Annotated in this window: 26 protein-coding genes and 1 tRNA gene; 16 read left to right on the top strand and 11 right to left on the bottom strand. The window is 61.2% G+C overall.

What is annotated here, in order from left to right; translation table 11 throughout:
* Positions 1-30: 30 nt before the first annotated feature.
* The 9 genes from PDR5_RS12410 to PDR5_RS12450 all read left to right on the top strand — a co-directional run bounded on the left by PDR5_RS12410 (position 31) and on the right by PDR5_RS12450 (position 10931).
* On the top strand, positions 31-840 hold the full coding sequence (locus PDR5_RS12410) for a MetQ/NlpA family ABC transporter substrate-binding protein (protein WP_039771213.1): 810 nt from the start codon (positions 31-33) through the stop codon (positions 838-840).
* Complete coding sequence (locus tag PDR5_RS12415; RefSeq protein WP_082934397.1) at positions 837-1637, top strand: methionine ABC transporter ATP-binding protein; 801 nt, start codon at positions 837-839, stop codon at positions 1635-1637. Before PDR5_RS12410 ends, PDR5_RS12415 begins: the two co-directional genes overlap by 4 nt.
* Positions 1634-2305: a methionine ABC transporter permease gene (locus PDR5_RS12420; RefSeq protein WP_064595786.1), complete on the top strand. Its 672-nt coding sequence runs from the start codon at positions 1634-1636 to the stop codon at positions 2303-2305. Before PDR5_RS12415 ends, PDR5_RS12420 begins: the two co-directional genes overlap by 4 nt.
* Before the next feature lie 8 nt (positions 2306-2313).
* A complete protein-coding gene (locus tag PDR5_RS12425) occupies positions 2314-3870 on the top strand; it encodes a sugar ABC transporter ATP-binding protein (protein ID WP_064595788.1) in 1557 nt (518 codons plus the stop codon).
* Positions 3863-4888, top strand: coding sequence for an ABC transporter permease (locus PDR5_RS12430; protein WP_064595790.1), 1026 nt, complete (start codon positions 3863-3865; stop codon positions 4886-4888). Before PDR5_RS12425 ends, PDR5_RS12430 begins: the two co-directional genes overlap by 8 nt.
* Before the next feature lie 31 nt (positions 4889-4919).
* On the top strand, positions 4920-5975 hold the full coding sequence (locus PDR5_RS12435) for a substrate-binding domain-containing protein (RefSeq protein ID WP_064595792.1): 1056 nt from the start codon (positions 4920-4922) through the stop codon (positions 5973-5975).
* A 9-nt stretch (positions 5976-5984) separates the two neighbouring features.
* On the top strand, positions 5985-6650 hold the full coding sequence (locus PDR5_RS12440; RefSeq protein WP_064595794.1) for a sulfite oxidase-like oxidoreductase: 666 nt from the start codon (positions 5985-5987) through the stop codon (positions 6648-6650).
* Between the two features lie 387 nt (positions 6651-7037).
* A complete protein-coding gene (locus PDR5_RS12445) occupies positions 7038-9425 on the top strand; it encodes a TonB-dependent receptor plug domain-containing protein (RefSeq protein ID WP_064595796.1) in 2388 nt (795 codons plus the stop codon).
* Between the two features lie 42 nt (positions 9426-9467).
* Positions 9468-10931, top strand: a complete 1464-nt coding sequence (locus tag PDR5_RS12450; RefSeq protein WP_237233833.1) for an APC family permease — start codon at positions 9468-9470, stop codon at positions 10929-10931.
* A 64-nt stretch (positions 10932-10995) separates the two neighbouring features.
* Here PDR5_RS12450 and PDR5_RS12455 read toward each other — a convergent pair whose 3' ends face one another.
* On the bottom strand, positions 10996-11457 hold the full coding sequence (locus tag PDR5_RS12455; RefSeq protein WP_064595798.1) for a DUF3574 domain-containing protein: 462 nt from the start codon (positions 11455-11457) through the stop codon (positions 10996-10998).
* Between the two features lie 390 nt (positions 11458-11847).
* Between PDR5_RS12455 and PDR5_RS30140 the strand changes: the two genes are divergently transcribed.
* Positions 11848-12357, top strand: coding sequence for a hypothetical protein (locus tag PDR5_RS30140; RefSeq protein WP_082934398.1), 510 nt, complete (start codon positions 11848-11850; stop codon positions 12355-12357).
* A gap of 69 nt (positions 12358-12426) precedes the next feature.
* On the opposite strand, the gene PDR5_RS12465 is transcribed toward PDR5_RS30140, so the two are convergent.
* Positions 12427-13017, bottom strand: coding sequence for a helix-turn-helix domain-containing protein (locus PDR5_RS12465; RefSeq protein ID WP_165369529.1), 591 nt, complete (start codon positions 13015-13017; stop codon positions 12427-12429).
* 53 nt (positions 13018-13070) lie between these two features.
* The gene (locus tag PDR5_RS29855; RefSeq protein ID WP_170928274.1) at positions 13071-13232 is read right to left on the bottom strand and encodes a hypothetical protein; all 162 of its coding nucleotides are present in this window, start codon (positions 13230-13232) and stop codon (positions 13071-13073) included.
* A gap of 334 nt (positions 13233-13566) precedes the next feature.
* On the opposite strand from PDR5_RS29855, the gene PDR5_RS12470 reads away from it, so the two are divergent.
* The gene (locus PDR5_RS12470) at positions 13567-14229 is read left to right on the top strand and encodes a hypothetical protein (RefSeq protein ID WP_156669326.1); all 663 of its coding nucleotides are present in this window, start codon (positions 13567-13569) and stop codon (positions 14227-14229) included.
* A 114-nt stretch (positions 14230-14343) separates the two neighbouring features.
* Here PDR5_RS12470 and PDR5_RS12475 read toward each other — a convergent pair whose 3' ends face one another.
* Positions 14344-14589, bottom strand: coding sequence for a hypothetical protein (locus PDR5_RS12475; protein ID WP_039773074.1), 246 nt, complete (start codon positions 14587-14589; stop codon positions 14344-14346).
* 163 nt (positions 14590-14752) lie between these two features.
* On the opposite strand from PDR5_RS12475, the gene PDR5_RS12480 reads away from it, so the two are divergent.
* From PDR5_RS12480 to PDR5_RS12490, 3 genes are all read left to right on the top strand, one after another.
* Positions 14753-15400: a hypothetical protein gene (locus PDR5_RS12480; RefSeq protein ID WP_064595804.1), complete on the top strand. Its 648-nt coding sequence runs from the start codon at positions 14753-14755 to the stop codon at positions 15398-15400.
* A gap of 86 nt (positions 15401-15486) precedes the next feature.
* Entirely contained in the window at positions 15487-15828 is a 342-nt protein-coding gene (locus PDR5_RS12485; RefSeq protein WP_064595806.1) for a hypothetical protein, read from the top strand.
* A 153-nt stretch (positions 15829-15981) separates the two neighbouring features.
* A complete protein-coding gene (locus PDR5_RS12490) occupies positions 15982-16374 on the top strand; it encodes a DUF1801 domain-containing protein (protein ID WP_064595808.1) in 393 nt (130 codons plus the stop codon).
* 51 nt (positions 16375-16425) lie between these two features.
* Here PDR5_RS12490 and PDR5_RS12495 read toward each other — a convergent pair.
* The 3 genes from PDR5_RS12495 to PDR5_RS12505 form a co-directional block, all read right to left on the bottom strand.
* A tRNA-Gln gene (locus PDR5_RS12495) sits at positions 16426-16500 on the bottom strand.
* Positions 16501-16729: 229 nt separating this feature from the next.
* Complete coding sequence (locus tag PDR5_RS12500) at positions 16730-16936, bottom strand: hypothetical protein (protein WP_064595811.1); 207 nt, start codon at positions 16934-16936, stop codon at positions 16730-16732.
* A gap of 139 nt (positions 16937-17075) precedes the next feature.
* Positions 17076-18413 (bottom strand): 2-hydroxycarboxylate transporter family protein, encoded by a 1338-nt coding sequence (locus PDR5_RS12505; protein WP_064595813.1) that lies wholly within the window; start codon positions 18411-18413, stop codon positions 17076-17078.
* Between the two features lie 131 nt (positions 18414-18544).
* Between PDR5_RS12505 and PDR5_RS12510 the strand changes: the two genes are divergently transcribed.
* Positions 18545-19462 carry a LysR substrate-binding domain-containing protein gene (locus tag PDR5_RS12510; protein WP_039773187.1) on the top strand — a complete coding sequence of 306 codons (918 nt, stop codon included), beginning with the start codon at positions 18545-18547 and terminating at the stop codon, positions 19460-19462.
* Between the two features lie 37 nt (positions 19463-19499).
* Here the strand turns inward: PDR5_RS12510 and leuD are convergent, their stop codons facing one another.
* The 3 genes from leuD to PDR5_RS12525 form a co-directional block, all read right to left on the bottom strand.
* On the bottom strand, positions 19500-20108 hold the full coding sequence (gene leuD / locus PDR5_RS12515) for a 3-isopropylmalate dehydratase small subunit (RefSeq protein ID WP_064595815.1): 609 nt from the start codon (positions 20106-20108) through the stop codon (positions 19500-19502).
* Positions 20109-20111: 3 nt separating this feature from the next.
* Positions 20112-21533: a 3-isopropylmalate dehydratase large subunit gene (gene leuC / locus PDR5_RS12520; RefSeq protein WP_064595817.1), complete on the bottom strand. Its 1422-nt coding sequence runs from the start codon at positions 21531-21533 to the stop codon at positions 20112-20114.
* A 122-nt stretch (positions 21534-21655) separates the two neighbouring features.
* Positions 21656-22072, bottom strand: a complete 417-nt coding sequence (locus tag PDR5_RS12525) for a RidA family protein (RefSeq protein ID WP_064595819.1) — start codon at positions 22070-22072, stop codon at positions 21656-21658.
* Between the two features lie 134 nt (positions 22073-22206).
* Here PDR5_RS12525 and PDR5_RS12530 point away from each other — a divergent pair, with 134 nt between their 5' ends.
* Complete coding sequence (locus PDR5_RS12530) at positions 22207-23169, top strand: LysR family transcriptional regulator (protein WP_064595820.1); 963 nt, start codon at positions 22207-22209, stop codon at positions 23167-23169.
* A 12-nt stretch (positions 23170-23181) separates the two neighbouring features.
* Here PDR5_RS12530 and PDR5_RS12535 read toward each other — a convergent pair whose 3' ends face one another.
* Positions 23182-23589, bottom strand: coding sequence for a RidA family protein (locus PDR5_RS12535; protein ID WP_064595822.1), 408 nt, complete (start codon positions 23587-23589; stop codon positions 23182-23184).
* Positions 23590-23600 lie beyond the last annotated feature (11 nt).

The following is a 23600-nucleotide window of genomic DNA, read 5'->3' on the forward strand; positions in this document are numbered from 1 at the left end:
AAAAGGATTTTTCCCATGTTGAAAACAGCAGTGTTGAAAAAAGCAGGCCTGACCCTGGCCGTCCTCGGCGCGCTGGTGACTTCGTTCAGTGCTCAAGCGCTGGAGCCATTGCGCGTTGCCGCCGACCCGGTGCCCCACGCGCAGATTCTGGCGTACATCCAGAAACTCGATCCGCAGCTCAACCTCAAGGTGATCGAAATCCCGCAGGGCGTGAACTCCAACGAACTGCTGGTGCACGGCGATGTGGACGCCAACTACTTCCAGCATCTGCCGTACCTGCAATCCCAGGAAAAGGCTCTCGGCGAAAAACTCGCGGTGGCCGCCACGGTGCACATCGAGCCGTTGGGGATTTACTCCCATCGCCACAAAACCTTCGCCCAGGTGCCGGACAAAGGCACGGTCGCGGTGCCGAACAATGTCACCAACCTGAGCCGCGCGCTGTACCTGTTGCAGGACAACGGCCTGATCAAGCTCAAGCCTGGTTTCAATGACCCGGCGGCCGATCAGGCAACGCCCAAGGACATCGCCGAAAACCCGAAACAGCTGAAGATCCTCGAAATCGAATCGCCGCAATTGCCTCGTGCGCTGGATGACGTGGACCTGGCAGTAATCAACGGCAACTACGCGCTGGAAGCGGGGCTGGTGCCGGCCAGGGATGCGCTGGGGCTGGAGAAGGCCGAACATAACCCGTACGCCAACATTCTGGTGACCACGCCGAAACTGGAAAACGATCCGCGCATTCAGCAGCTGGCCAAGGACCTGACTTCGCCGCAAGTCGCCAAATACATCGCCGAGAACTTCAAGGGCTCGGTGATCCCGGTGGCGGATGCCAAGCCATGATCGTCGTCGAGCAGTTGAGCAAGACCTATCCGTCAGCGTCGGCTCCGGCGCTGGATCAGGTGTCGCTGAGCATTCCCGATGGCGCGATCTACGGGATTCTCGGGCGCAGCGGCGCGGGTAAATCGACGCTGCTGCGTTGCCTCAATCTGCTCGAACGCCCGGATGCCGGGCGGATTCTGCTGGACGGCGAAGACCTCACGGCGCTGTCCGACCGTGAGTTGCGCCGCCAGCGTCAGCGCATCGGCATGATCTTTCAGGGCTTCAACCTGCTGCATTCGCGCAACGTGTTCGACAACGTCGCGGTGCCGCTGGAAATCGCCAGGGTTGCCAAGCCACAGCGTCATGAACGGGTTCGCGAGCTGCTGAATCTGGTGGGGCTGGGCGACAAGGCCGAAGCCTTTCCATCGCAACTGTCCGGCGGGCAGAAACAGCGGGTGGGCATTGCGCGGGCCCTGGCGGCACGGCCGGCGTACCTGCTGTCGGACGAAGCCACCAGCGCCCTCGACCCGGAAACCACCGCGTCGATTCTGGAGCTGTTGCGCGACATCAACCGCCAGCTCGGTTTGACCATCGTCCTGATCACCCACGAGCTGGACGTGGTCAAGTCGATCTGCGATCACGCCGCGTCCATGGCCAACGGAAAACTGGTGGAGGCGGGGCCAGTCGCTCGATTGCTGGCCGATCCACAGTCCGCCCTCGGCGCTTCCCTGCGGCCTAGTTGCGGCTTGCCGCTGGGGCATGACGCGCCCGGTTTGAGTTTTCTGCGGCAATACGGCGTACGGGCGGCCCACTCATGAACCGCGTAATCGACTGGAATGAAATCCTGCAACTGGTGCTCAACGCTACCGGCGAAACCCTGTACATGGTGCTGCTCGCTGGGCTGTTCACCTTGCTGATCGGTTTGCCGCTGGGGGTGTTGCTGTTCATCAGCCGTCGTCAGGGTCTTTACCCGTTGCCGAGGCTCAATCAGGCCTTGGGCGCGTTGATCAACCTCGGTCGTTCGCTGCCGTTCGTGGTGATGCTGATTGCCCTGATCCCGCTGACCCGGCTGGTGGTCGGCACTACGTTGGGCAGCACTGCCGCCGTGGTGCCGATCACCATCGGCGCCTTTCCGTTTTTTGCGCGGATCGTCGAGAACGCTTTGGACGAAGTCGAAAAGGGCCGGATCGAAGCGATCCTCGCCATGGGCGGTGACATCCGCCACGTGATTTTCAAAGTGCTGTTGCCCGAAGCGCTGCCGGCCTTGCTGGCGGGCGTCACCCTGACGCTGGTGATGCTGATCGGTTTTTCTTCCATGGCCGGGGTGATCGGGGGCGGTGGACTGGGCGATCTGGCGATCCGCTACGGCTATCAACGATTCAACAATGAAGTGATGGTTGCCACCGTCGTGGTGTTGGTCATCCTCGTCCAGGGTGTGCAAAGCCTGGGCGATCGACTGGTGCGTTCGCTGGCTCATCGACGTTAAGGAATTTTATGGGTGCGCCTGTCGCCGTGGTCTCCGAGCCACTGATTCGTGTACGTGAACTGAGCAAGACCTTTGACTCGAACCGGGCGCTGGACCGGGTCAGCCTGGATATTTTTCCCGCCGAAGTGGTGGCGCTGCTCGGCGCCAACGGTGCGGGCAAATCGACGCTGGTGAAAATCCTCGCCGGCAGCCAGACCCATGATGGCGGCGAGATCTGGATCGATGGCCAGCCCCGGCATTTCAGTTCGCCGCTGTCGGCGCGCCGTTTCGGCATCGTCGCGGTTCATCAGCAGATCAATGAAGGCATCGCGCCCGGCTTGAGCGTGGCGGAAAACCTGCTGCTCGATGAACTGTGCCGCCCAGACGCCGACTTCTGGCTCAATCGCAGACGCCTGCTGGAGCGCGCCGCGAGCATCGCCGCTGGCCTCGGGCTGGTGCTGCCGCTGGAGCAGCCGATCGAACACCTCGGCCAGGCCGAGCGGCAATTGGTGGTGCTGGCCCGCGCCTTTGCCCTGCAACCGCGCCTGCTGATTCTCGACGAGCCCACGGCGGCCCTGTCGGATGCCGAGGCGCAGCGTCTGTTCGGGCTGATCGACAGCTTGCGCAGCCGTGGCGTGGCGATTCTGTACATCTCTCATCGGCTGTCCGATCTGCAACGGGTGGCCGACCGCGCCGTGGTCTTGCGTGACGGGCAACTGGCGGGTGAGTTCAGTGCCCGGCAATTGCCCGAGGCGTTGGAGGCGATGCTTGGTCAGGCGCTGGAGGCTCACGTCTACACACCGCGAGCGGCGGGGCGCGAAGTGCTGAAACTGCGCGGCGTAAAAGTACTGCCGCGCACCCGTGCCTTTGATTTGTCCTTGCACGAAAACGAAGTGGTGGTGCTAACCGGATTGCTCGGCGCCGGTAAAAGCGAAATCGCCGAAGTGCTGTTCGGGCTGCGCAAACCGTTGTCCGGCTCTCTGCAACTGGATGGCATCGAGTGGCAACCGGGCTCCCCACGCCAGGCAATCCAGAATGGCGTGTTCTTCGCCGCCGAAGATCGCGCGAGCCAATCGCTGGTGGCGGATTTTTCATTGCGCCGAACCCTGACCTTGCCGTTCCTCGAACGCTTCACCCGTGGCGGTTTCATCCGCAACCGTGCCGAAGCGGCGGCGGTGGAGGCGCAAGTCTCGGCGCTGGGAATCAAGACCGCCGGCATCGATGTGCCGATGAGCGCGTTGTCCGGCGGCAATCAGCAGAAAGTCGTGCTCGGTCGCTGGCTGCTCGGCGAGGGCAGGGTGCTGATCCTCGACGAGCCGTTTCAGGGCGTCGATGTGCGTGCCCGGCGCGAGATCGGCCAACTGCTGCGCGACAGCGCCGCTGGCCGCGCCACGCTGGTGATCTGCTCGGATGTCGATGAAGCGCTGGAGATCGCCGACCGGATTCTGCTGGTGCGCGATCACGCGGTGGTGGCCGAGTACCCGCGTGCCGGGCTGGATCGCGCCACTCTGGTCGCAGGGCTGGCCGGCAGCGATCCGCAAAATTCTGTTGTTCACGCCGCGCCAAGGAGTAGAGCGAGTGCCTGATTCGAGTTCCCTGTTGTCATCCGCCCTGGCGCCGTCCGAGCGATTCGTGCAAGCGCTGATCCGCTATGGTCTGCTGTGGGTGCTGGCGTTGATCGTGGTGTTTTTCAGTGTGGCGGAACCGGCATTCCTGCGGGTCGGCAATTTGTTCAGCATCTTGCAGTCAGTGTCGATTGTCGCGCTGCTGGCGTTGGGCGTGACGCTGACCATGGCCGTGGGCGGGCTGGATTTGTCGATCGGCGCGGTGGCGGCCATGAGCCTGATGATCGCCAGTTACGTGATGGTGGTGCTCGGCTGGGGCGCGGTGCCGGCGGTGTTGATCAGCCTCGCGGGTGGTGCGCTGGTCGGGCTGCTCAACGGCTGGCTGATCGTGAAGATGCGCGTGCCGGACATTCTCGCCACGCTCGGCAGCATGTTCCTGGTGATCGGCGTGCAACTGATCCCCACGGGTGGACGCTCGATTGCGGTGGGCATGACCCTGCCCAACGGCGACGAAGCCGAAGGATCGTTCAGTGCGTTGTTTCTGGCGCTGGGCCGTGGACGGCTGTGGGACATCGTGCCGATTCCGGTGTTGATCACGGCGGTGGTCGCGGTGGCGGTGTGGCTGTTTCTCGAACGCACGCGCATCGGCCGGTTGTTCTATGCGATTGGCGGCAACGAGCAGGCGGCGCGTCTGGCCGGTGCGCCGGTGCAGCGCTTCAAGTTGCTGGCTTATGTGCTTTCGGCGCTGCTCGCATCGCTGGGCGGCTTGCTGCTGGCGGCGCGATTGGGGCGCGGCGATGTCAGCTCCGGCAACGGTCTGGTGCTCGATGCGCTGGGCGCTGCGCTGATCGGTTTTGCCGTGCTCGGGGCGAAGAAGCCCAATGCGTTCGGCACGCTGGTCGGCGCGCTGCTGGTGGCCTCGTTGCTCAACGGCCTGACCATGCTCAACGCGCCGTATTACGCGCAGGATTTCGTCAAGGGACTGGTGCTGGTGCTGGCCCTGATGTTCACCTTCGGCCTCGCGCATCGGGCGCGCTGAGCCGGTTCATTGAAGCTTCAAGGAAAGATCCATGCACGGTTCAATCAAACAGTTCGCACGTCATTGCCTCGCCGGGGCGCTGCTCTCGGCGCTGGCCTTCAATGCCCAGGCCAAGGCCTTGCCCGGTGCGCCGGCGCCGTTCGATAAAGGTCAGGTACAAATCGCGCTGGTGGGCTATCTGTTCTCCGGGGATTTCCCTGAAGCCTATCTGCGCGGCGTGGAGAAACAGACCGAAGCGCTGGGCGCCAACCTGCGGGTGTTCGACGCGCGGCAACAGGCGGCGAGCCAGGGCGAGATGATCGATCAGGCCGCCGATCTCGGTGTCGACGGGATCATCGTGCAACTGGGGCTGGCGGAAACCCTCAAAGGGCCGATTGAGCGGGCGCTGGCCAAAGGCATCAAGGTCGTCGCATTCGACGTCGACCTGAACACGCCACAGGTGACCCAGGTCGAGCAGGATCACCACGCACTGGCGCGGCTGGCACTCGATCAAGCGCTCAAGGACAACGGCACCCGCTTCGACGCCGGGTATGTCTACATCAGCGGCTTCACGCCGATGGAGCGCCGCGACGAGATCTGGAGCCAGGTCAAGGCGAGCAATCCGGGGATCATCGAGAAGGCGCGCTTCGGCACGCTCAATCCGCCGATTGCCAACTCGGTGGCCGATCAGGCCAGCGCCGTGCTGCGGGCCAATCCGGGGATCAGCGTGATTTTTGCGCCGTTCGACGAGTTTGCCAAAGGCGCGAAGATCGCCGTCGATGAGGCCGGTCTGAGCCGCAAGGTGAAGATCTACAGCGCCGACATCTCCACCGCCGACATCCAGATCATGAAAGAACCGGACAGCGCCTGGGCCGCCACCGCTGCGGTCAACCCGCAAGTGGCCGGGGCGATCAGCGTGCGCAGTCTGGCGATGCTGATTGCCGGGGAAAATCCGGGGCACAAGGTGCTGGTGCCGCCGACTCTCATTACCCGTCAGCAACTGCTGGATCTGGACGTGAAAAACGTGCGCGACCTCGGGCAAAAACTGCCGGCCTTCGGTGACACCGCCAATGTCGCGCGGGCACCGTGGATTCCCGTGGCGAACTGAGGAACCGACATGCACGACAAGGCTGCGCGTCTGCGCAAGAGCCGTTCGCCGAAAGCCGATGTGGCGCTGGGCGAACGGCTGCCGCCGGGGCAGGTGCTCACGGAGCGTTTCCCGATCCTGCACGAAGGCGAGGTGCCGGCGTATGACCTGGCGACGTGGTCGCTACGCCTGTTCGGCACTTTGGCCAACCCGGTCGAGCTGACCTACGCCGATCTGCAAGCGCTGCCACAACGCTCGTTGCAATGCGACATTCATTGCGTGACACGCTGGTCGAAGTTCGACACCCGCTGGAGCGGCGTGCACCTGCAAGACCTGTTGCAGGCCCTGGACATCCGGCCGACATCGTCCTTCGTCATGGCTCACGCCGATCACGATTACCAGACCAACCTTCGTCTCGATGACCTGCTGCACCCGCGCAGCCTGCTGGCCACCCATTACGACGGTCAGCCGCTGACCGCGCAGCATGGCTGGCCGCTGCGGCTGGTGGTGGCGGGGCGATACTTCTGGAAAAGCGCGAAATGGCTGCGCGGGCTCGAGTTCACCGATCAGGAACAACCGGGCTTCTGGGAGCGCAACGGTTTTCACTTGCACGCCGATCCGTTCATTGAACAGCGTTTCAGCGGCGATGCGCTGGACATTGCCGAAGATGCCTGGCGGGAAAAGGACTTCGACTGACGGCCTCTAACTTCGCACCGAAAAAACACAGATTAATAATGCTCTCTACAACAACGTGGAGTGTGTTTTTGTGCGTGATTAGTTATTGGTTAGTTGGGTATTCATGTTGTTGCGCAAACACAAGTGTTGCTCAGGCAACACTCCGTTCGTCGGGCATAACCTAAGCGTTATTGGTTCTTTTGCGGCAGAGGACCGCTCGTCTAGCATCGGTAAACAGGGGGTTCTACTAACTTTGGGGTTCTTGCGCTCTAACAGTCGATAGTTGTTCAACACACTTCGCTGCCTTTCTGAATATCAAAACTACAGCAGAAATTGCCGTGCACCGATTGCCGACACTTCATGATTCGGCGGCGGCCGGTTATTAACTGCGATTCAAGGAGCTGTCGCATGATTCACCGTTCGCGTTCATTACTCGCCATCGCTGTTGTCAGTGCAATCTGGCAACTTCCTGCGCAAGCCGAAGAGTCTTCCGCGCGCGTCGACGATGACACACGGCTGGGTACCGTGCTGGTCACCGGCACCCGGGGCACTGCTCGTACAGTGCTGGATTCGCCGGTGCCGGTGGATGTGCTGACCGCCGAGGACCTGAAGACCGCCGGCGCCAGTGGCGGCGAGCTGGGCCAGGCGTTGCAGACGCTGTTGCCGTCGTTCAGTTTTCCGCGCCAGTCCAACTCCGGCGGCGCCGACCACGTGCGCGCCGCGCAGCTGCGCGGGATGAGCCCGGATCAGGTGCTGGTGCTGGTCAACGGCAAGCGCCGGCACACCTCGGCGGTGGTCAACGACTCATCGAAAATCGGGCGCGGCACGGCGCCGGTGGACTTCAACTCGATCCCGATCAGCGCGATCAAACGCATTGAAGTGCTGCGCGACGGCGCCGGCGCGCAGTATGGCTCGGACGCGATTGCCGGGGTGATTAACATCATCCTCGACGACGCCCCCGAAGGCGGCGAAGTCTCCACCAGCTACGGCGCCTACCACACCCACCAGGACGCCATCGGCAAAACCACCACCGACGGCCAGAACAGCGTGACCACCGCCAAGATCGGTACGCGGCTGGGCGAGGAGGGCGGTTTCATTCGTGGCGGCACCGAGTACAAGGATCGCAATCCGACCAACCGCGCCGGCTACGACGGTTTTGCCGACACCCCGGGCCAGCGCAACTACGTGATGGGTGACGGCGTGGCGCGGGACGTCAACGCCTGGTTCAACGGTGAATTGCCGTTGGCTGGCGGCAAGGCCTACAGCTTCGGCACCTACAACGAACGCCACACCACCGGCGCCGAGTTCTATCGCTACCCGTCCGAGCAGCCGCAGTTCTATCCCAACGGCTACTTGCCGCAATCGCTGGGCGACAATACCGACATCTCCGCCACCGCCGGCTACAAAGGCCTGATCGGCGACGACTGGGATTTCGACAGCAGCGTCACCCACGGGCGCAACCGCTTCGAGTCGGCGACCCGTCGCACCCTTAACGTCAGCCTCGGCGCGGACTCGCCGACCCGTTTCGACACCGGCGATTACGAGCTGCGCCAGACCACCACCAACCTGGATTTCAGCCGCGAATTGCGCCTCGGCGGCCGCTCGTTCGTGCTGGCGCTGGGCGGCGAATATCGCTACGAAAACTACCTGACCTTCGCCGGGGACGAGGCCTCCTGGATTGGCTCCGGGGCCGATGGCGCCAACGGCTTGCGCCCGAGTGAAGAGTCGGATCTGGATCGCAACGTGTTCGGCACCTACGCCGAATTGTCCGGTGATCTCACCGAGCGTTTCTTCGTCGATGCCGCCACGCGCTGGGAACATTACGACGATGCGGGCAGCAAACTCACCGGCAAGCTCAGCGGTCGCTACAAACTGACCGATCAATGGGCGTTGCGCGGTGCGGTGTCGAACAACTTCCGCGCGCCGTCGCTGGCCCAGAGCGGCTTCCAGAACACCACCAGCAACTTCGGCGATGGCGGCACGCTCACCGACATCCGCGTGCTGTCGGTGAACGATCCGATTGCCCGTGCCCTGGGCGCGGAAAAACTCGACCCGGAAACCTCGAAGAACTTCAGCCTTGGCCTGACGTTCCAGTTGAACGAACGCTTCGATGCGTCGCTCGACGTGTTCCGCATCGACGTCAAAGACCGCATCACCCTGTCGCAGCGAATCGGCAGCGACGCGCTGGAAAGCTACATCAACGATAACTTCGGCGTGCCGGGCGTACACGATGTCAACTTCTTCACCAACGCCGCCGACACCCGCACTGACGGCGCCGAACTGGTGCTCAACTACCATCAGCCGTTCTACGACGGGCAACTGGCCCTGACCACCGCGTACACCTACAACCACACCAAGGTCACCAGCACCAAGGGCACGCCGTCGCAGCTGACCGCCTTAGGGATCGGCAATGACGCGCTGGTCGGCGTCGAGGAACGCAACACCCTGACCGACGCCGCACCCAAGGATCGCTTCGTGTTTTCCGCCAACTGGACCAGCGAACACTGGGGCCTGCTCGGGCGTCTGACCCGTCAGGGCGAGACCACCCGGGTGTTCGATTTCGGCGACTCGCAGCCTGAGCAAACCTACGGCGCGGTATGGCAACTGGACGCCGAGGTAACCTATAAATTCACCCCGAAATTCAGCATCGCTCTGGGCGGCAACAACCTGACCGACAACTACCCGGAACGCTCCGGCTCGGCCATCAACTACGGCGGCAACCTGCCGTACGACGTGCTGTCGCCGATCGGCACCAACGGCGCGTATTACTACGCCACCGCCACCTACGGCTTCTGAGTCTTTTCCGCCATGGATGGCGGATCATCAGCGGGAACCTTCATGACTCAAACCAATGGCCCCAAGCGGCACCTGCCGGTGTTCCAGGCATTGCTGATCACGCTGGGCATGGTCATCACTACCGACATTCTCAAAACCGCGCCGACCGTTGCCTTGAACGTCGGGCCGGAACATTTCTATTGGGTCTGGGTGCTCGGCGGATTGGCGTCAATGGCCGGGGCCTTGTGCTTTGCCGAGATGGCCACCGCGTTCCCGCATCCGGGCGGTGACTATCATTTCCTGCGCACCGCTTATGGCGAGCGCATGGGGTTCCTGTTTGCCTGGTCGCGATTCTCGGTGATGCACACCGGGTGGATCGCGTTGTCGGCGTTCATGTTTGCCGACTACTTCAATGCGGTCGTGCCGTTGGGGCATTACGGATCGGGGCTGTTTGCCGGTGCGATCATTGCCGCGTTGGTGCTGTTGAATCTGACGGGCAAGCACGTTGGTTTCATCACCCAGACGGTGTTGGTCGGGTTGCTTGCCGTGGGCTTTTTGAGCATTGCCAGCGCCGGTGTGTGGCTGGTGTGGCAGGGCGTTGAGCCGCTTGCACCGAGTGCGCCGGCCACGCCTGAGCACACCGGCGCGGCGGGGTTTTCTGCGGCGATGATTTTTGTGTTCCTGGCCTTCGGCGGCTGGAGTGATGCGGCGACGTTATCGGCCGAAGTGCGCGACGGTCGACGCGGCATTTTCATTGCCATGCTCGGTGCGCTGGCGGTGCTGATGGCGATCTATCTGGCGCTGAACTGGGCGTTCGTCCAAGGGCTGGGATTCGAAGGCCTGGCGGCGAGCAACGCGCCGGCGGTGGAACTGTTGAACCGCGCTTTCGGTGCCCCCGGTGTTTTGCTGATCCTGCTGATGGTCGGCATCGCGGCCATCGCCACCATCAACTCGACCTTGCTGGTCGGCGCCCGCACCACCTACGCCGCCGCCCGCGATGTGCCGCAACTGCGCCGCTTCGGTGAATGGGACGAGCGTGACGGTGTACCGCGCAAGGCGTTGCTGGCGGAGGGGGCGGTCGCGTTGTTGCTGGTGTTGTTTGGCAGTTTTACCCAGAGCGGTTTCAACACCATGGTCGAGTACCTGACACCGGTGTACTGGTTGTTTTTGAGCTTGAGCAGCCTGGCGTTGATCATTCTGCGGCGGCGTTTCCCCGAGATCCCCCGGCCGGTCAGGGTGCCGTTTTATCCGGTTTTGCCGCTGCTGTTTTTTGGCTTGTGCGTTTACATGTTGTATTCCAGCGTTACGGTGGTTGGTTTTGGCGCTTTTCTGGGGATTGGGGTGTTGCTGGTGGGGGCTGTGCTTTTGGCAGTGGTGGGGCGACTGACGCCAGGCCCTCATCGGAACGCCGCCCGCCCATCCCTCTCCCGGAGGGAGAGGGGGCCGACCGAGGTGACTTGCGAGATACATCGACCTGAGAGAACGAGTCGATTACGGATTCAGAAGGGCAGGTTCAGGTCGACGTAGTACTGAAGCATCCCGCGTCCGGTTCCCTCTCCCCCCGGGAGAGGGCTAGGGTGAGGGCAGGCGATCAGAAGGACACCGCCGCCGGCTGAGATAACCGTAGCACCGACAAATCCCCGGTAATCCGCTTGTAAGCCAAACGAATCGCCTCAATGTCACTCTCACGTTTCGCGCTGCTCTCGTGCAGGATCACAATCACCTTGGTCGCCAGCCGCTCGGGCACTTTCGCGTCGTGGTCCTTCCACTGCCCATACGCATCGAACACGCTGAACCCGTCCGGGAACCGCGTCGTCACTTCCTGATCGAGAAACTCGCGCCAGCGCGCCGGGCTCACCACACCTTTCTTGCCTTCCAGCGGCCCCACCGAGAAGTACAACTCGGTGCGCACCCACTGCGCCTGCGCCGGTCGCGTGGCATCGCCTTGCAGGGTCGAACTGACGGGATCCTTGGTATGCACGGAAACCGGAGGAGGGCTGGCACACCCGGCGACCGCCAGGAACAGTGCTGCCAGTACTAAACGTTGCGGCATGGAACTTCCTTATTGTTAAGAACTGTCCCGAATTATAGAAGGGACGGTTAATAGCAATAAAAGATTAAAAAGTGGATCGCTCCTGAACTAATGGAATAAGCAAGCAAAGTGAAAATAATGCCCGTTGGTTAGAACGATTATTTCTTTAAGTTATTTGCTTGGTGTTGGATCGAATATCCATGACATTCAAAAACCTGCTCCCGCATTTGCCGGATCTGTCATGGCGTCTACTCTGCTGCTGCAACGGTTCAAGTCGCACGGAACGCTGCACTTGAAGCGTTTGAACAGCACTTTTTGCTGCTCGATGGACAGCTTGTTGCGGATTTTTCAATCCTTAGAATCCGCTCCATCAACTTCTCATCCAGTTCTTAATCCTCTGGGAGCTACACCATGATGAACGCCATGCAGATGCAAATGCCGATGAACGCCAACATGCCGATGATGCCGATGACGGGCATGCCGATGATGATGGCGACCATGAGCTGCGACATGATGGACGACGGCATGATGTGCAAGATGATGCCGGCCGCTGGCATGGACATGGCCATGTTCAAGAACAGCGCGCAAATGATGCAGATGATGATGGACTGCGGCATGCCGATGATGATGCATTGCGGCAACATGAGCATGATGTGCATGTCCCCGGCGGCCATGGCCATGCCGATGATGAACATGATGATGCCGATGCCGATGATGGGCATGCCGATGCCATCGATGAAGTGCGTGATGGAATGCACCCTGATGGCCGACTGCATGATGTGCAAAATCATGCCGATGCCGGGCATGAACATGGACATGATGAAAAACTGCTGCGCCCTGATGATGAAGATGATGAACGACTGCAGCATGCCAATGATGATGAGCTGCAACGGCATGCCGATGATGTGCTGCACCTGCTGACTTTCGCCAGCGCATGAAAAAGCCCGACCGGGGAATTCCCGGTCGGGCTTTTTCATGTCTGTCTGTTTTTCAGTCCAGGCGTTCGGGGTAGGTCACCACCAGGTACGCCACCGCTTCACTGTCGGCGGGATTGCGGTAGCGGTGGGGCTGGTCGGCGTAAAACAGGATCGAGTCGCCTGTCGACAGCAGATAGCGCTCGTCGTTGACGCTGATCTCCAGCACGCCCTGGGCCACCACCAGGTTTTCCTGCACGCCCGGGCCATGGCCTTCGGATTGATCCTCGCCCAGCGGGCTCAGGCGCAGTTCATAGAATTCCGACTGGCGCGCCACATCAAAGGGAAACAGCGCACGGCTGACAAAGGCACCGCTGGCGCTGACCAGCCGCTTGCTCTGGCTCGCCGACAACACGGCTACGCCTTCAAACGCGCGATGTTCGAGAAACGCCGCCACCGACACCTTCAAACCCTTGGCGATTTTGCACAGCACCTTGATCGACGGCACGCTGCGCCCGGATTCGATTTGCGCCAGCATTGCCCGGCTCACGCCGCACTGGCGGGCGAGGGCATCGAGCGACAGATGCCGCTTGCCGCGCAGCCGTTGCAGGTTCTGCGCGACGCGTTCACAGATCGGGTCTTCTTCCAGGGATTCGAGATTGTTCATGTCCAGCACAGGTTCATCGGCGCTCGCCAGAAAGCGCGAGGGTTCACGCGCGTTCACGCTTGACGCGTCTCGCTGGAACGAGCGGCCTGCACCCACTGCCAAGCCTGATAACCGGCATTGCGCGCATACATTTCCCACATCAGCCGGGCCTGTTGCTGGGCGTGGCGGCGTTTGCGGTAGACGGCGAAGTCGATCAGGTTGTCAGTTGGTTTCATGGCGCACTTCACTGTGTTCAATGACGGGATGAGGTGAGAGTACGCCGAGATTTTTATAACGATAAATACTGATTGTTTATTTATTAATGCTTTCTGGTTATTTGATCGGTTCGCCGATTTTTCTTTGTCATCGGCGGTAAGGGGGCGATACATACTCGGCTTCTTTTCTGCGAATTTGGCAAATCGAATTTTAGGTTGGTCTTCGCGCAGGTGACGGATAGCGTCTGTGTTTTGAAATTCAGAGATGGTCTTGATGCCCCCCTTACTTCGTCGAGCCTGGCGCTTTCTGCGCGGAGCCAAAGCCACTGCCTACGTTTTGCTGATGCTGGGCCCAATGTTTATCAAACCCTTGGCATTTGTGAGAGTGCCTCATGAGGCTCAGCCGATCTATGCAAAACTGCCAGGCCTTTGGGGAACGCCCCTGTTGGTGGCCGGCGTGGCTGCGGCGACTATCCGGTCGTTTTACCAGTGGGTGTTCTGGCGTGAAATGAACAAGTCCGATCCTTCCAGTCCAGCGGCCGACTTGCTGCTCATGCTGCACAATACCGAGGGACGCTATTTCTGGTTTGCGTTCGTTTTTTCCGCAGTATTGGTTTATGCCCTGGCCGGCCTGCGCTGGAGCTATCACTTCGGGGCTATCTCGTTCATACGCAGATGGCGTCCCAATCTGAGCAATCCACCGCTGAAATACTTCGTCGTCACCACTGCAGCGTGGGGGCTGTGGCTGAGTCTCTACAGTGCTGTCGTTGTGTATGGCTTGTGGCAGTGGAAGGCTCAAGTTGACCTTGCGATGCTCTTGAATCAATACGTTGAACAGCATCAAACCGGAGTGCTCGTGACATTGCTCGGTATAGGCGTAGCCATGAGGCTCGCCGGGCGCAATGGCGAGCTCGGCATGAAGGCTCTGTATGGCGGATCCAAGTGGCTGAGCATGGCCGTGAGTCTGGTCGCTATCTGTGCGTTGTTGCTATTGGCATTCCTATTGTCGAGCATCTGACGTTCCCTTGGGGTGCATCAGCGAACCTCAGGCCAGGATATTTACGAAAGCGGGGACTGTGGAGCCTGCGCAAAACAAAGGGCCGGCGAGGACCGGGTCGAGGTTGTCCGCGTGTCATCGAGCGGGCGCTAGCCAGGTGTTAAGCACACGTCGATCCAGTTCTTCCCAGTCCGCCATGCCCAAAACGCGCGTGGTGTTCAGGCCGCGTAAATAGCCGCGCAGTTGATAGGCGACGGCCCGCACTGATTCGGAATCGGCAACGTTCTGGCCCAGGACCGTTTCGTATTCGACAAGGTATTCCGCCACGCGGTCGCGGAATTCGGGCACGACGGCATCGCGGATCAGATCAAAGGTTCGCACGGGTAATCCTCATCTGTTTTCGTTGTGATTGAGTGTGCCGCAGTCTGCACGCCGCGCAACTATCGGTTCAAGTAATAGTGACCATCAAGAAACGCAAGTTCTGCTTTGACGCCGATGGGCGGAAAATCGCCTCCATCGAACACGCCGCTGAAGGAATTGCGCGATGAAGACTTTGAACCGACTGGCTGTAGTCGCCCTGCTGATGGGCGGGGTGGCCGCTACCGTAGCCCCGGCTTACGCCGACGACGCCAAGTCGTGCCATTTTCTGCCCGTCGCCGCCAGCAGCGCCGCGCTGCAGCACTCGCAAACCGTCGGTGTGCTGTACAGCGAAAACACTCTGGACAACCTGCAATACCTCGAGCGTTACCACGACGTGGCGGTGAACGGAGCCAAGAATGCGCTCGATGCGCGGATCCGTGACGCCTTCGTCGACAGCTCCGACCCGGAACTGGCCATCGACTGGCTGATGAGTTCGCTGCAACAACAGTTTCTCTCGGTGACCGTCTACGACAGCCTCGATGCGCTGGTGCAGGCTCATCCGGACGTGGTGGTGATGCTCGACACCCACAACCGTCTGCTGACCCAACGCAACAGCCAGGTCGAAGCGCGGTTCGCCGCACGCTTCTACGACGCCAACCTGCAATACATCGGCAAGGCCGAGGGCGCGGTGGAGAAGCAACTGCCGTCAGTGTGGGTACACAACAAGGCAGCGCCCGAAATCGCTGCCGGGATCGAACAGCAACGCGATCTGCAATTGAGTGCCTTGAAGCAGTTCGATGACTCGCTCAAAGCCCTGGTGAGTGCAGGCTGAACACCTAAAGCAAAAACGGCAACGGCAGTGCCCGTGACACTGAACGTTGCCGAAGAACCGAACCTATTATTTTCAGGATTTTATCCATGCGTGCCTTATTTATCCCTGCCATGGCTTCTGCCAGTTTGTTGCTGACCGCTTGCGCCTCTGCGCCGAACGATCCGACGCTGACCTTGCAGACGCACAAGACGCCCGCCCAGTACGCCGAATGCGTGGTGCCGAAACTGCAGGGCAGTGCGCTGAAGCCGACCGTGTCGCAGACCCAGCGCAGCTACCGGATCGTGGTGCCAAGCAAAGTCGCAGCGGACAACGTGCTGGAGGCTTACAAGGCACAGGACGGTGGGAAGGTCTTTTTGTATGAGCGCCACTTGCTGGCGTCGAGTTTCATGCCGTCGAGTTTTGAACGGGCTGCCCAGGAGTGCCTGTAACGCCTGACGGTTAACGCTTTTGACGATGCTCCTTTGGTTGGCCGCAACCAACCAATTCCTTTGCCCCGCACCTTGCGGGGCTTTTTTTGCCCGGCGTTTGGCGCAGTCGGCGCTACGCTGGATAGCGGAAAAGGTTTTCGGGAGTACAAGAACATGAAGAAGGACAGCAGCGGCGCGGCGACCGAGAATCCCTCTGTGCTGATCGACGCAAGAATCAAGGAACTAAACGACTGGCGCGGCCAGAAGCTGGCCGAGATCCGCGCGATCATTCATGAAGCGGACCCGGAGGTCGTCGAAGAGTGGAAGTGGCGCGGCGTTCCGGTCTGGTCGCACAACGGCATCATCTGCACCGGGGAAACCTACAAGGCCGTGGTGAAAATGACCTTCGCCAAAGGCGCGGCGCTGGAGGATCCGTCGGGACTGTTCAACGCCAGCCTGGAGGGCAATACCCGGCGGGCGATCGATGTTCACGAAGACGACAAAATAGATGCAAAGGCTCTGAAAACGCTGGTGCGTTCGGCGATTACGTTGAATTCAAAGAAGTGATTTGCCGTTGAGGCGGAGGTGAAGCGAAGGAGGGTGAAACGAGGAAAAAAATGGCAGGGGCGGCTGGATTCGAACCAACGCATGGCAGGATCAAAACCTGCTGCCTTACCGCTTGGCGACGCCCCTGTAGCTATTGGTTTCAGTCCCGGGAGGACCTCTGCAATAGTGGGCGGCACTTTACCAGCGCTCTTGCGTTCTGTGAACCCCTGAAACAAATAAATTTCAGGGAAAACAGCTACTTATTTCCCGGACGGTATCGCCGATCAGGTTTTTCGGGCTTTTCAGCGATTGCCATGAAAACCGGCGCGACCGCTGTAGCCCGAAAACCTGGCCAAGACCTGCCTCGATGAACCGATCAGTTGCCGTCTGCAACCTTGCGTTCGATTTCGTCGACCTTGCGTTGCAACTCTTCAGCGTCCTGCTCCTTGGTGCGGGTCGACGAGGGCGTTATGACCTCATCCACGCCGCGGGTCTTGTCGTCCGGGTCCTCAAGATCGCGTTTCACCACATCGACCGGTTTGCCGGACGTATCCGTGGGTGGGGCTTTGCTGTTGTTGTTCATGGCGTTGACCTCCGTTGGGTTAAACGTTGGATGCAGCGCTCTGGCGCGAGTTCGAGTTTTTTAGCGGCAACCGTGCGGAAAACTGCGCAGCCGGGTTGATGAACCGCCGGTAGCTCACCGGCAACAAGCCGATATTTGTTCAGGCGACAAAACCCAGCAACAGCGTCGCCAGAATCACCGTCGAGGCGCCGCCGATCCGGGTGGAGATCTGCGCAAAGGGCATCAGTGACATCCGGTTCGAGGCCGACAGGATCGCGACGTCGCCGGTGCCGCCCAGACCGCTGTGGCAGCAGGTCACGATGGCCGATTCGATGGGGTACATCTTCATCAGGTTGCCGATGAAAAAACCGGCGACGGTCATCGACACCACGACGCTGAGGCACACCAGCACATAGCCGATCGAGAACACCTTCACCACGCTGTCGAGCGGTACATACAGCATGCCCAGGCCAATCATTACCGGCCAGATGAAAGCGGCGGAAACCAGTTTGTAGAAAGACTGCGCGCCTTTTTCCAGTTTCTCCGGCAACACGCGCACGTATTTGAACAGCACCGCCGCGAGAATCATCATCACCGGCCCCGGAATCCCGACGACCTTTTCCAGCAGGCCACCGAGGACGAAGAAAGTGCAGATCACCAGCACCCCGGCGCCCATGACCCGCAGGTCGATGCTGGTGCCGGTTTCTTCCTTGACCTTGAATTTGTCGTTCTCGGCCCGGGCCCGGATCAGCGCCCCTTCACCGTTGATGGCCGGGCGTTTCAGCGCCAGCCGTGCCAGGTAACCGGCGCAGATGATCGCTGCAATGTTGCCGACCACGGCCGCCGGGACCAGTTGCGCGACGTAGATGTCCGGCGTGCCGCCGAGGATCGCCGAGTAGGCCAGGGACAGCGGCAGGATGCCTTCGCCGATGCCGCCGCCAATGATCGGTACGATGATGAAAAAGAACGTGTGGTAGACGCTGTAGCCGGCAAGCTTGCCGACAATCAGCCCGCTCGCGACGGCGGCCAGGGTGCCGGCCAGCAAGGGGATGAACATGCGGATCATGCCCTGGACCAGAATGAAGCGGCTCATGCCCAGGATGCTGCCGACCACCAGGCTGGCGATCACGAAGTACAGGAAGTTGGCTTCCTTCATCAGCATTTTGGTGGCGTCGATCGTCGGTGCGCCGAAGAAGCCGTAGAACACCAGCACCGACGGCAACATCAGGCACAGGATCGCGCCGCCACCGATTTCCCGCAGGATCGGCAGACGCGAGCCCATCTGGCCGAAGAACACGCCCATGGTCATGATCACGGCCAGTCCGCCGATCATGTTCTTCGGCAGAAAGCCGAGGTGGGCCGACAGAAACACGATCACGGCGATGCCGAGGAAGATCGGCAGCGGGATCACGCCGATCTCATAGCTGCGCAGGCGCTGGATGAAGCCGCCGGCGCGCGGGCCGTCGACATTCAGGGATTGCTCAAGGGAGTCGCTCATGACGCATGTCCTCATGTTTGTTTTTATCGAGGATTGACGGGAAACCACGGTGCACCGGGCTCGGGTGGCTAGGCGGTGATTCGATGGTATCCTTCGCAAAATGCGTGATAAACAGCGGAAGCATGCGGCCTATGAACACGAATCGTGACCAATTTCCCTTGCCCGAAGACCTCAAGGTGTTCCTCACCGTCATCCGCAAGAACAGCTTTGCCAGCGCCGCCGATGAGCTGGGCTTTTCACCGGCCTACGTCAGCAAACGCATCTCGGTGCTGGAAACCACGCTAGCGACCAAGCTGTTGCACCGCACCACCCGGCGCATCGCGCTGACCGACGATGGCGAGCGGGTGCGGATCTGGGCGGAGAAACTGCTGGGGGATTTCGATCAGTTTCTCGGCGAGATTTCCCAGGCCCGGCACCAGCCGGCGGGGTCGCTGCACATTTGCAGCAGCTTCGGTTTCGGCCGCAATCATGTGGCGCCGGCGATCAGTCAGTTATCCCGGGCTTGCCCGAAACTCGACATTCGGCTGGACGTGTTCGACCGGGTGGTCGATCTGGTAGGCGAGGGCTTCGATCTGGAAATCCTCGTCGGCGATGACCTGCCGGGCCAGCATCTGGCGCGCAAACTGGTGAGCAACCGGCGCGTGCTGTGCGCCACGCCGGAATACCTCGAACGCCGGGGCACGCCGCAGTCCCTCGAAGACCTGAAAGACCACGATTGTCTGGTGCTCAAGGAGCGCAACAACGCGTTCGGTATCTGGACCCTGAGCAAGGACGGACAGGAAGAAACGGTGCGAGTGAATGGTCCGTTGTCCTCCAACAGTGGCGAGATCGTGCTGGAGTGGGCCTTGAGCGGCGGCGGGATTCTGTTGCGCTCGATGTGGGACGTCAAACCGATGCTCGAGCAGGGCAGGCTGGTGCAGGTACTGGACGGCTACACCCAGAGCGCCAACGTCTGGGCGGTCTATCCGACCCGGCTCAGCGAGTCGGCGAAATTGCGGGTGTGCGTGGAGTTTCTGGAAGAGTACTTCCGCGATTTGTCCGTGGAATGAAAACGGGTGGTTCAATGAACCGCCCGTTTTTTTGCCATCAACCCAGCCAGGGATTGTCCGCCAGATGCCGTGTCTCGAAGGCGCGGATCTGCTCGGTGCGTTGCAGCGTGGTGCCGATGGCGTCCAGTCCCAGCAGCAGCGATTGTTTGCGCAACTGATCGATCTCGAAGCCGATCAGCGTGCCGTCCGCCAGCTCGATGGTTTGCTGCGCCAGGTTGACGCTGATTCGCGCGGTCGCCGGGACATTGATCGCTTCTGCCACCTGCCTGAACTGCGCGTCGTCCAGCTGAATCGCCAACACGCCATTACGCTGGCAGTTGTCGTAGAAAATCCCGGCGAACGTGGTGCCGATCAAGGCCCGGATCCCCACTTGCTTCAAGCCCCACACCGCGTGTTCGCGGCTGGAACCGCATCCGAAATTGGGGCCGGTCACCAGAAACGCCGCGTCCTGCCAGGCCGGCTGGTTGAGCACGAATTCCGGGTTGGGTTCGCCGGAGGCGAGAAAGCGCAGATCGAAGAACAGCCCGCGATCCAGCCCCTGACGATCGATGCCCTTGAGAAACTGCTTGGGCATGATCACGTCGGTGTCGATGTTGGACGCAAGAAACGGTGCGGCGCTGCCGCTGACGGTGTCGAAAGGTTGCATGGTTCAAGCCTCCAGCGCGACGTTGCGCACGTCAGTCAAATGGCCGGTGATGGCGGCGGCGGCGACCATCGCCGGGCTCATCAGGTGGGTGCGCGCACCGGCGCCCTGACGGCCTTCGAAGTTGCGATTGGTGCTGGACGCACAGCGATCCCCCGGCGCGAGCACGTCGTCGTTCATCGCCAGGCACATCGAGCAGCCTGATTGCCGCCATTCGAAACCGGCGTCGAGAAAAATCTGCGCCAGGCCTTCGTCCTCGGCCTGATTGCGCACCAGGGTCGAGCCGGGAACGATCATCGCCCGCACGTGGGGCGCCACACGCTTGCCGCGCACCACCCGGGCGACGTCACGCAAATCTTCGATCCGCGCATTGGTGCAGGAGCCGATGAAGGCATGGCTGATCGTCACTTCGTTCAGGGGCATGCCGGGTGTCAGGCCCATGTAGTCGAGGGCGCGCTGCAGGCCCTGACGCAGGATCGGATCGGGCTGGGTGGCCGGGTCCGGCACGTGCCCTTTGATCGGCGCGGCCTGATCAGGGCTGGTGCCCCAGGTCACCATCGGCTCCAGCGCGGCGACATCGAGGATGACTTCGCGATCGAACACCGCGCCCTCGTCGCTGTGCAGGGTTTTCCAGCGCTCGACAGCTTCTTCCCAGAGCTTGCCCTTAGGCGCACGCGGTTTGCCTTGCAGGTAGGCGAACACCTTGTCGTCCGGCGCCATGAACGCGCCCCGGGCACCGGCCTCGACGGCCATGTTGCAGATAGTCATGCGCGCCTCGACGCTGAGGGCGCTGATGGCCGGGCCGGTGAATTCGATGGCGTAACCGGTGGCACCAGACGCACCGATCTTCTCGATCAGCACCATGATGATGTCCTTGGACGTGACACCTGCGCCCAGCTCACCGTTGACCGTCACCCGCAGGGTTTTCAGGCGTTTGTAGACCAAGGTCTGCGTCGCCAGCAGGTGTTCGATTTCCGAAGTGCCGATGCCGAAACCGAAGGCGCCCAGTGCGCCGTAAGTGGTGGTGTGGCTGTCACCGGCCGCGACCACCATGCCCGGCAGAATGAAACCCTGTTCCGGCGCCACGACGTGCTCGATGCCCTGGCGCTTGTCCAGCACATCGAACAGCTCGATGCCGAAGTCGCGGCAGTTTTCTTCGAAGTACGACACCTGCCGCGCGCCCCCGGCGTCGGGCATGGTCGCGATGCGTTTCGGTGCGGTGGGGTTCACATGATCGACCACCGCCAGCGTCGCCCCGGGCCGCCACACCGTGCGCCCGGCCTCGCGCAGGCCGCTGAAGGCCTGCGGGCTGGTGTACTCGTTGGCGACCTGGCGGTCGATGTAAAGCAGCACATGGCCCTGATCGTCGAGGGTACAGACGGTGTGACTGTCGATGTGCTTCTGGTACAGCGTTCTCGGGCTGGGCATGGCTTGCGCTCTTTTCTGTCCGGGGCAAAAACAACATGAGGACAGCATATTGATCGCGGAAATGGCATCAAGAGCGCTTCAGTGAAGCTGTTGAACACGAATTGTGAGCAATTGCCGCAAGCCTACGCCCGTGTCTCCTCCGGCAACCTGGCAATCACCTTGATCTCGAACTGAAACCCGTACAGCCACGTCACGCCGACCGCCGTAATGGTCGGGTGCGGCGCCTCGCCCCAGAACTCGGGCACCACTTCCCAGATGGTTTCGAAGGTCGATTGCGGGTCGACCATGAACACCGTCACGTCCACCACGTCGTCGAAGCTGCCACCGGCCGCGCCGAGAATGGCGTTGAGGTTGGTGAAGGCCAGTCGCACCTGTTGTTGCAGATCCGGCTCCGGCGAGCCGTCCTCAAGGCTGCCTACCTGGCCTGAGACAAACAGAAAACCGTTGGAACGAACCGCCGGGGAATAACGGTTGCGCTCGTAAAGCGCATGGCGTCCGGGCGGGAAAACCACGTCGCGTTTTGGCTGGGCGTTAGTCATGGGGAGTCTCCTTCAATGGGTTGAAAACCTGCGATGGAGAAACTGTAGGGTCTTGCCTCGGCGCGATAAACGCGCAATCTTGGCGTTCACTGTTTGCAAATCCCAAACAATCGAGCCGCTATCAGAGGTGGGATATGGACCGTTTTGACGCGATGCAAGCCTTCGCCAGGGTGGTGGAGGCGGGCAGTTTCACCAAGGCCGCCGAAACCCTGCACATGAGCAAGACCACAGTGACCCAGCTCATTCAGCAACTGGAGGCGCGGCTGCGGGTCAAGTTGCTCAACCGCACCACGCGCAAGGTCAACGCCACGGCGGACGGCTCGGCCTATTACGAGCGGGTGATCAAGCTGCTGGCGGACATGGACGACGCCGAAACCAGCCTGCCTGGCGCGGCGGCGCAGCCCAAGGGGCGCTTGCGGGTCGATGTGCCCAGCCCCTTGGCCAATCTGATTCTGGTGCCGGCGCTGCCCGAGTTTTACGCGCGTTACCCGGAGATCCAGATCGACATGGGCGTCAGCGACCGGATCGTCGACATCATCGATGAAAACGTCGATTGCGTTATCCGTGGCGGCGAGCTGCGGGATCAGTCGCTGATGGCCCGGAAGGTGGCGGATCTTCAACTTGGCGTGTACGCCGCTCCGAGTTATCTGGCCCGCTCCGGCACCCCGATGCATCCCCGGGAACTGGAAGACAGCCATCACCGCGTAGTCGGTTTCCTCTGGGCGCGTACCGGCAAGCCGGTGCCGTACGCCCTGCACAACGAGCACGAAGACTTGCAGATCAAGGGGCGTCACGTGCTGGCGGTCGATGATGGCAACGCCTATCTGTCGGCGGGCCTCGCAGGGCTGGGCGTGTTGTGGTTGCCCAGGTACATGTCCAGAGCACACGAGGCGAGCGGTGATCTGGTGCCGCTGTTTGAAGACTGGCGCCTCGATCCGATGCCGCTCTACGTCGCGTACCCGCCAAACCGCCACATCAGCCGCAAGTTGCGGGTGTTCATCGACTGGATCGCCGAAGTGATGGCCCGCCACGCACCGGTCATGGATCGCTCAGGTTGGCCAGCAGAAGGTCGGGTTCATCGTTCAACAACAGGGTGAGCGGGAATGGCGTTACCCAGAGGTAGCGCGCCTGCGCACCGCCACGCATTTGATTTCCACCAGCAGCCCCGGATGGGCCAGTTCGCTGACGCCGATGCAGGTCCAGGCGCAGAAGCCTCTGGGGAATACGCGGTTTTTCACATCGCGAAACACCGGCATGTGTTGGCTCATGTCGACGTGATAGGTAGTCATCTCCACCACATCGTCGAAGCTGCAGCCACCGGCCTTCAGCACTTCGGCGAGGTTTTCCCAGGCGCGGATGAATTGTTGCTCGGGGTGTTCGATGACCTTCAAGTCAGCCGTCCGGCCCACCTGACCTGCGCAGTAAAGCGTGTCGCCGACCAGAACCGCCGGGGCGTAACCGGCGCGTTCGACGATGGTTTTCATGGAGTCGGGGATGATGATTTTGCGATCGGGCATGGCCGGGGCTC

Origin of the sequence: Pseudomonas sp. DR 5-09, from assembly GCF_001655595.1 — a bacterium.
Lineage (GTDB): Bacteria > Pseudomonadota > Gammaproteobacteria > Pseudomonadales > Pseudomonadaceae > Aquipseudomonas > Aquipseudomonas pharyngis.

Excerpts from the sequence above, each read along its gene's own strand:
- PDR5_RS12415 (WP_082934397.1), top strand. The coding sequence starts at position 837 with ATGATCGTCGTCGAGCAGTTGAGCAAGACCTATCCGTCAGCGTCGGCT.
- PDR5_RS12420 (WP_064595786.1), top strand. The coding sequence starts at position 1,634 with ATGAACCGCGTAATCGACTGGAATGAAATCCTGCAACTGGTGCTCAAC.
- PDR5_RS12425 (WP_064595788.1), top strand. The coding sequence starts at position 2,314 with ATGGGTGCGCCTGTCGCCGTGGTCTCCGAGCCACTGATTCGTGTACGT.
- PDR5_RS12435 (WP_064595792.1), top strand. The coding sequence starts at position 4,920 with ATGCACGGTTCAATCAAACAGTTCGCACGTCATTGCCTCGCCGGGGCG.
- PDR5_RS12440 (WP_064595794.1), top strand. The coding sequence starts at position 5,985 with ATGCACGACAAGGCTGCGCGTCTGCGCAAGAGCCGTTCGCCGAAAGCC.
- PDR5_RS12445 (WP_064595796.1), top strand. The coding sequence starts at position 7,038 with ATGATTCACCGTTCGCGTTCATTACTCGCCATCGCTGTTGTCAGTGCA.
- PDR5_RS12450 (WP_237233833.1), top strand. The coding sequence starts at position 9,468 with ATGACTCAAACCAATGGCCCCAAGCGGCACCTGCCGGTGTTCCAGGCA.
- PDR5_RS12455 (WP_064595798.1), bottom strand. The coding sequence starts at position 11,457 with ATGCCGCAACGTTTAGTACTGGCAGCACTGTTCCTGGCGGTCGCCGGG.
- PDR5_RS30140 (WP_082934398.1), top strand. The coding sequence starts at position 11,848 with ATGATGAACGCCATGCAGATGCAAATGCCGATGAACGCCAACATGCCG.
- PDR5_RS12465 (WP_165369529.1), bottom strand. The coding sequence starts at position 13,017 with ATGAACAATCTCGAATCCCTGGAAGAAGACCCGATCTGTGAACGCGTC.
- PDR5_RS29855 (WP_170928274.1), bottom strand. The coding sequence starts at position 13,232 with ATGAAACCAACTGACAACCTGATCGACTTCGCCGTCTACCGCAAACGC.
- PDR5_RS12470 (WP_156669326.1), top strand. The coding sequence starts at position 13,567 with ATGTTTATCAAACCCTTGGCATTTGTGAGAGTGCCTCATGAGGCTCAG.
- PDR5_RS12480 (WP_064595804.1), top strand. The coding sequence starts at position 14,753 with ATGAAGACTTTGAACCGACTGGCTGTAGTCGCCCTGCTGATGGGCGGG.
- PDR5_RS12485 (WP_064595806.1), top strand. The coding sequence starts at position 15,487 with ATGCGTGCCTTATTTATCCCTGCCATGGCTTCTGCCAGTTTGTTGCTG.
- PDR5_RS12490 (WP_064595808.1), top strand. The coding sequence starts at position 15,982 with ATGAAGAAGGACAGCAGCGGCGCGGCGACCGAGAATCCCTCTGTGCTG.
- PDR5_RS12500 (WP_064595811.1), bottom strand. The coding sequence starts at position 16,936 with ATGAACAACAACAGCAAAGCCCCACCCACGGATACGTCCGGCAAACCG.
- PDR5_RS12505 (WP_064595813.1), bottom strand. The coding sequence starts at position 18,413 with ATGAGCGACTCCCTTGAGCAATCCCTGAATGTCGACGGCCCGCGCGCC.
- PDR5_RS12510 (WP_039773187.1), top strand. The coding sequence starts at position 18,545 with ATGAACACGAATCGTGACCAATTTCCCTTGCCCGAAGACCTCAAGGTG.
- leuD (WP_064595815.1), bottom strand. The coding sequence starts at position 20,108 with ATGCAACCTTTCGACACCGTCAGCGGCAGCGCCGCACCGTTTCTTGCG.
- leuC (WP_064595817.1), bottom strand. The coding sequence starts at position 21,533 with ATGCCCAGCCCGAGAACGCTGTACCAGAAGCACATCGACAGTCACACC.
- PDR5_RS12525 (WP_064595819.1), bottom strand. The coding sequence starts at position 22,072 with ATGACTAACGCCCAGCCAAAACGCGACGTGGTTTTCCCGCCCGGACGC.
- PDR5_RS12530 (WP_064595820.1), top strand. The coding sequence starts at position 22,207 with ATGGACCGTTTTGACGCGATGCAAGCCTTCGCCAGGGTGGTGGAGGCG.
- PDR5_RS12535 (WP_064595822.1), bottom strand. The coding sequence starts at position 23,589 with ATGCCCGATCGCAAAATCATCATCCCCGACTCCATGAAAACCATCGTC.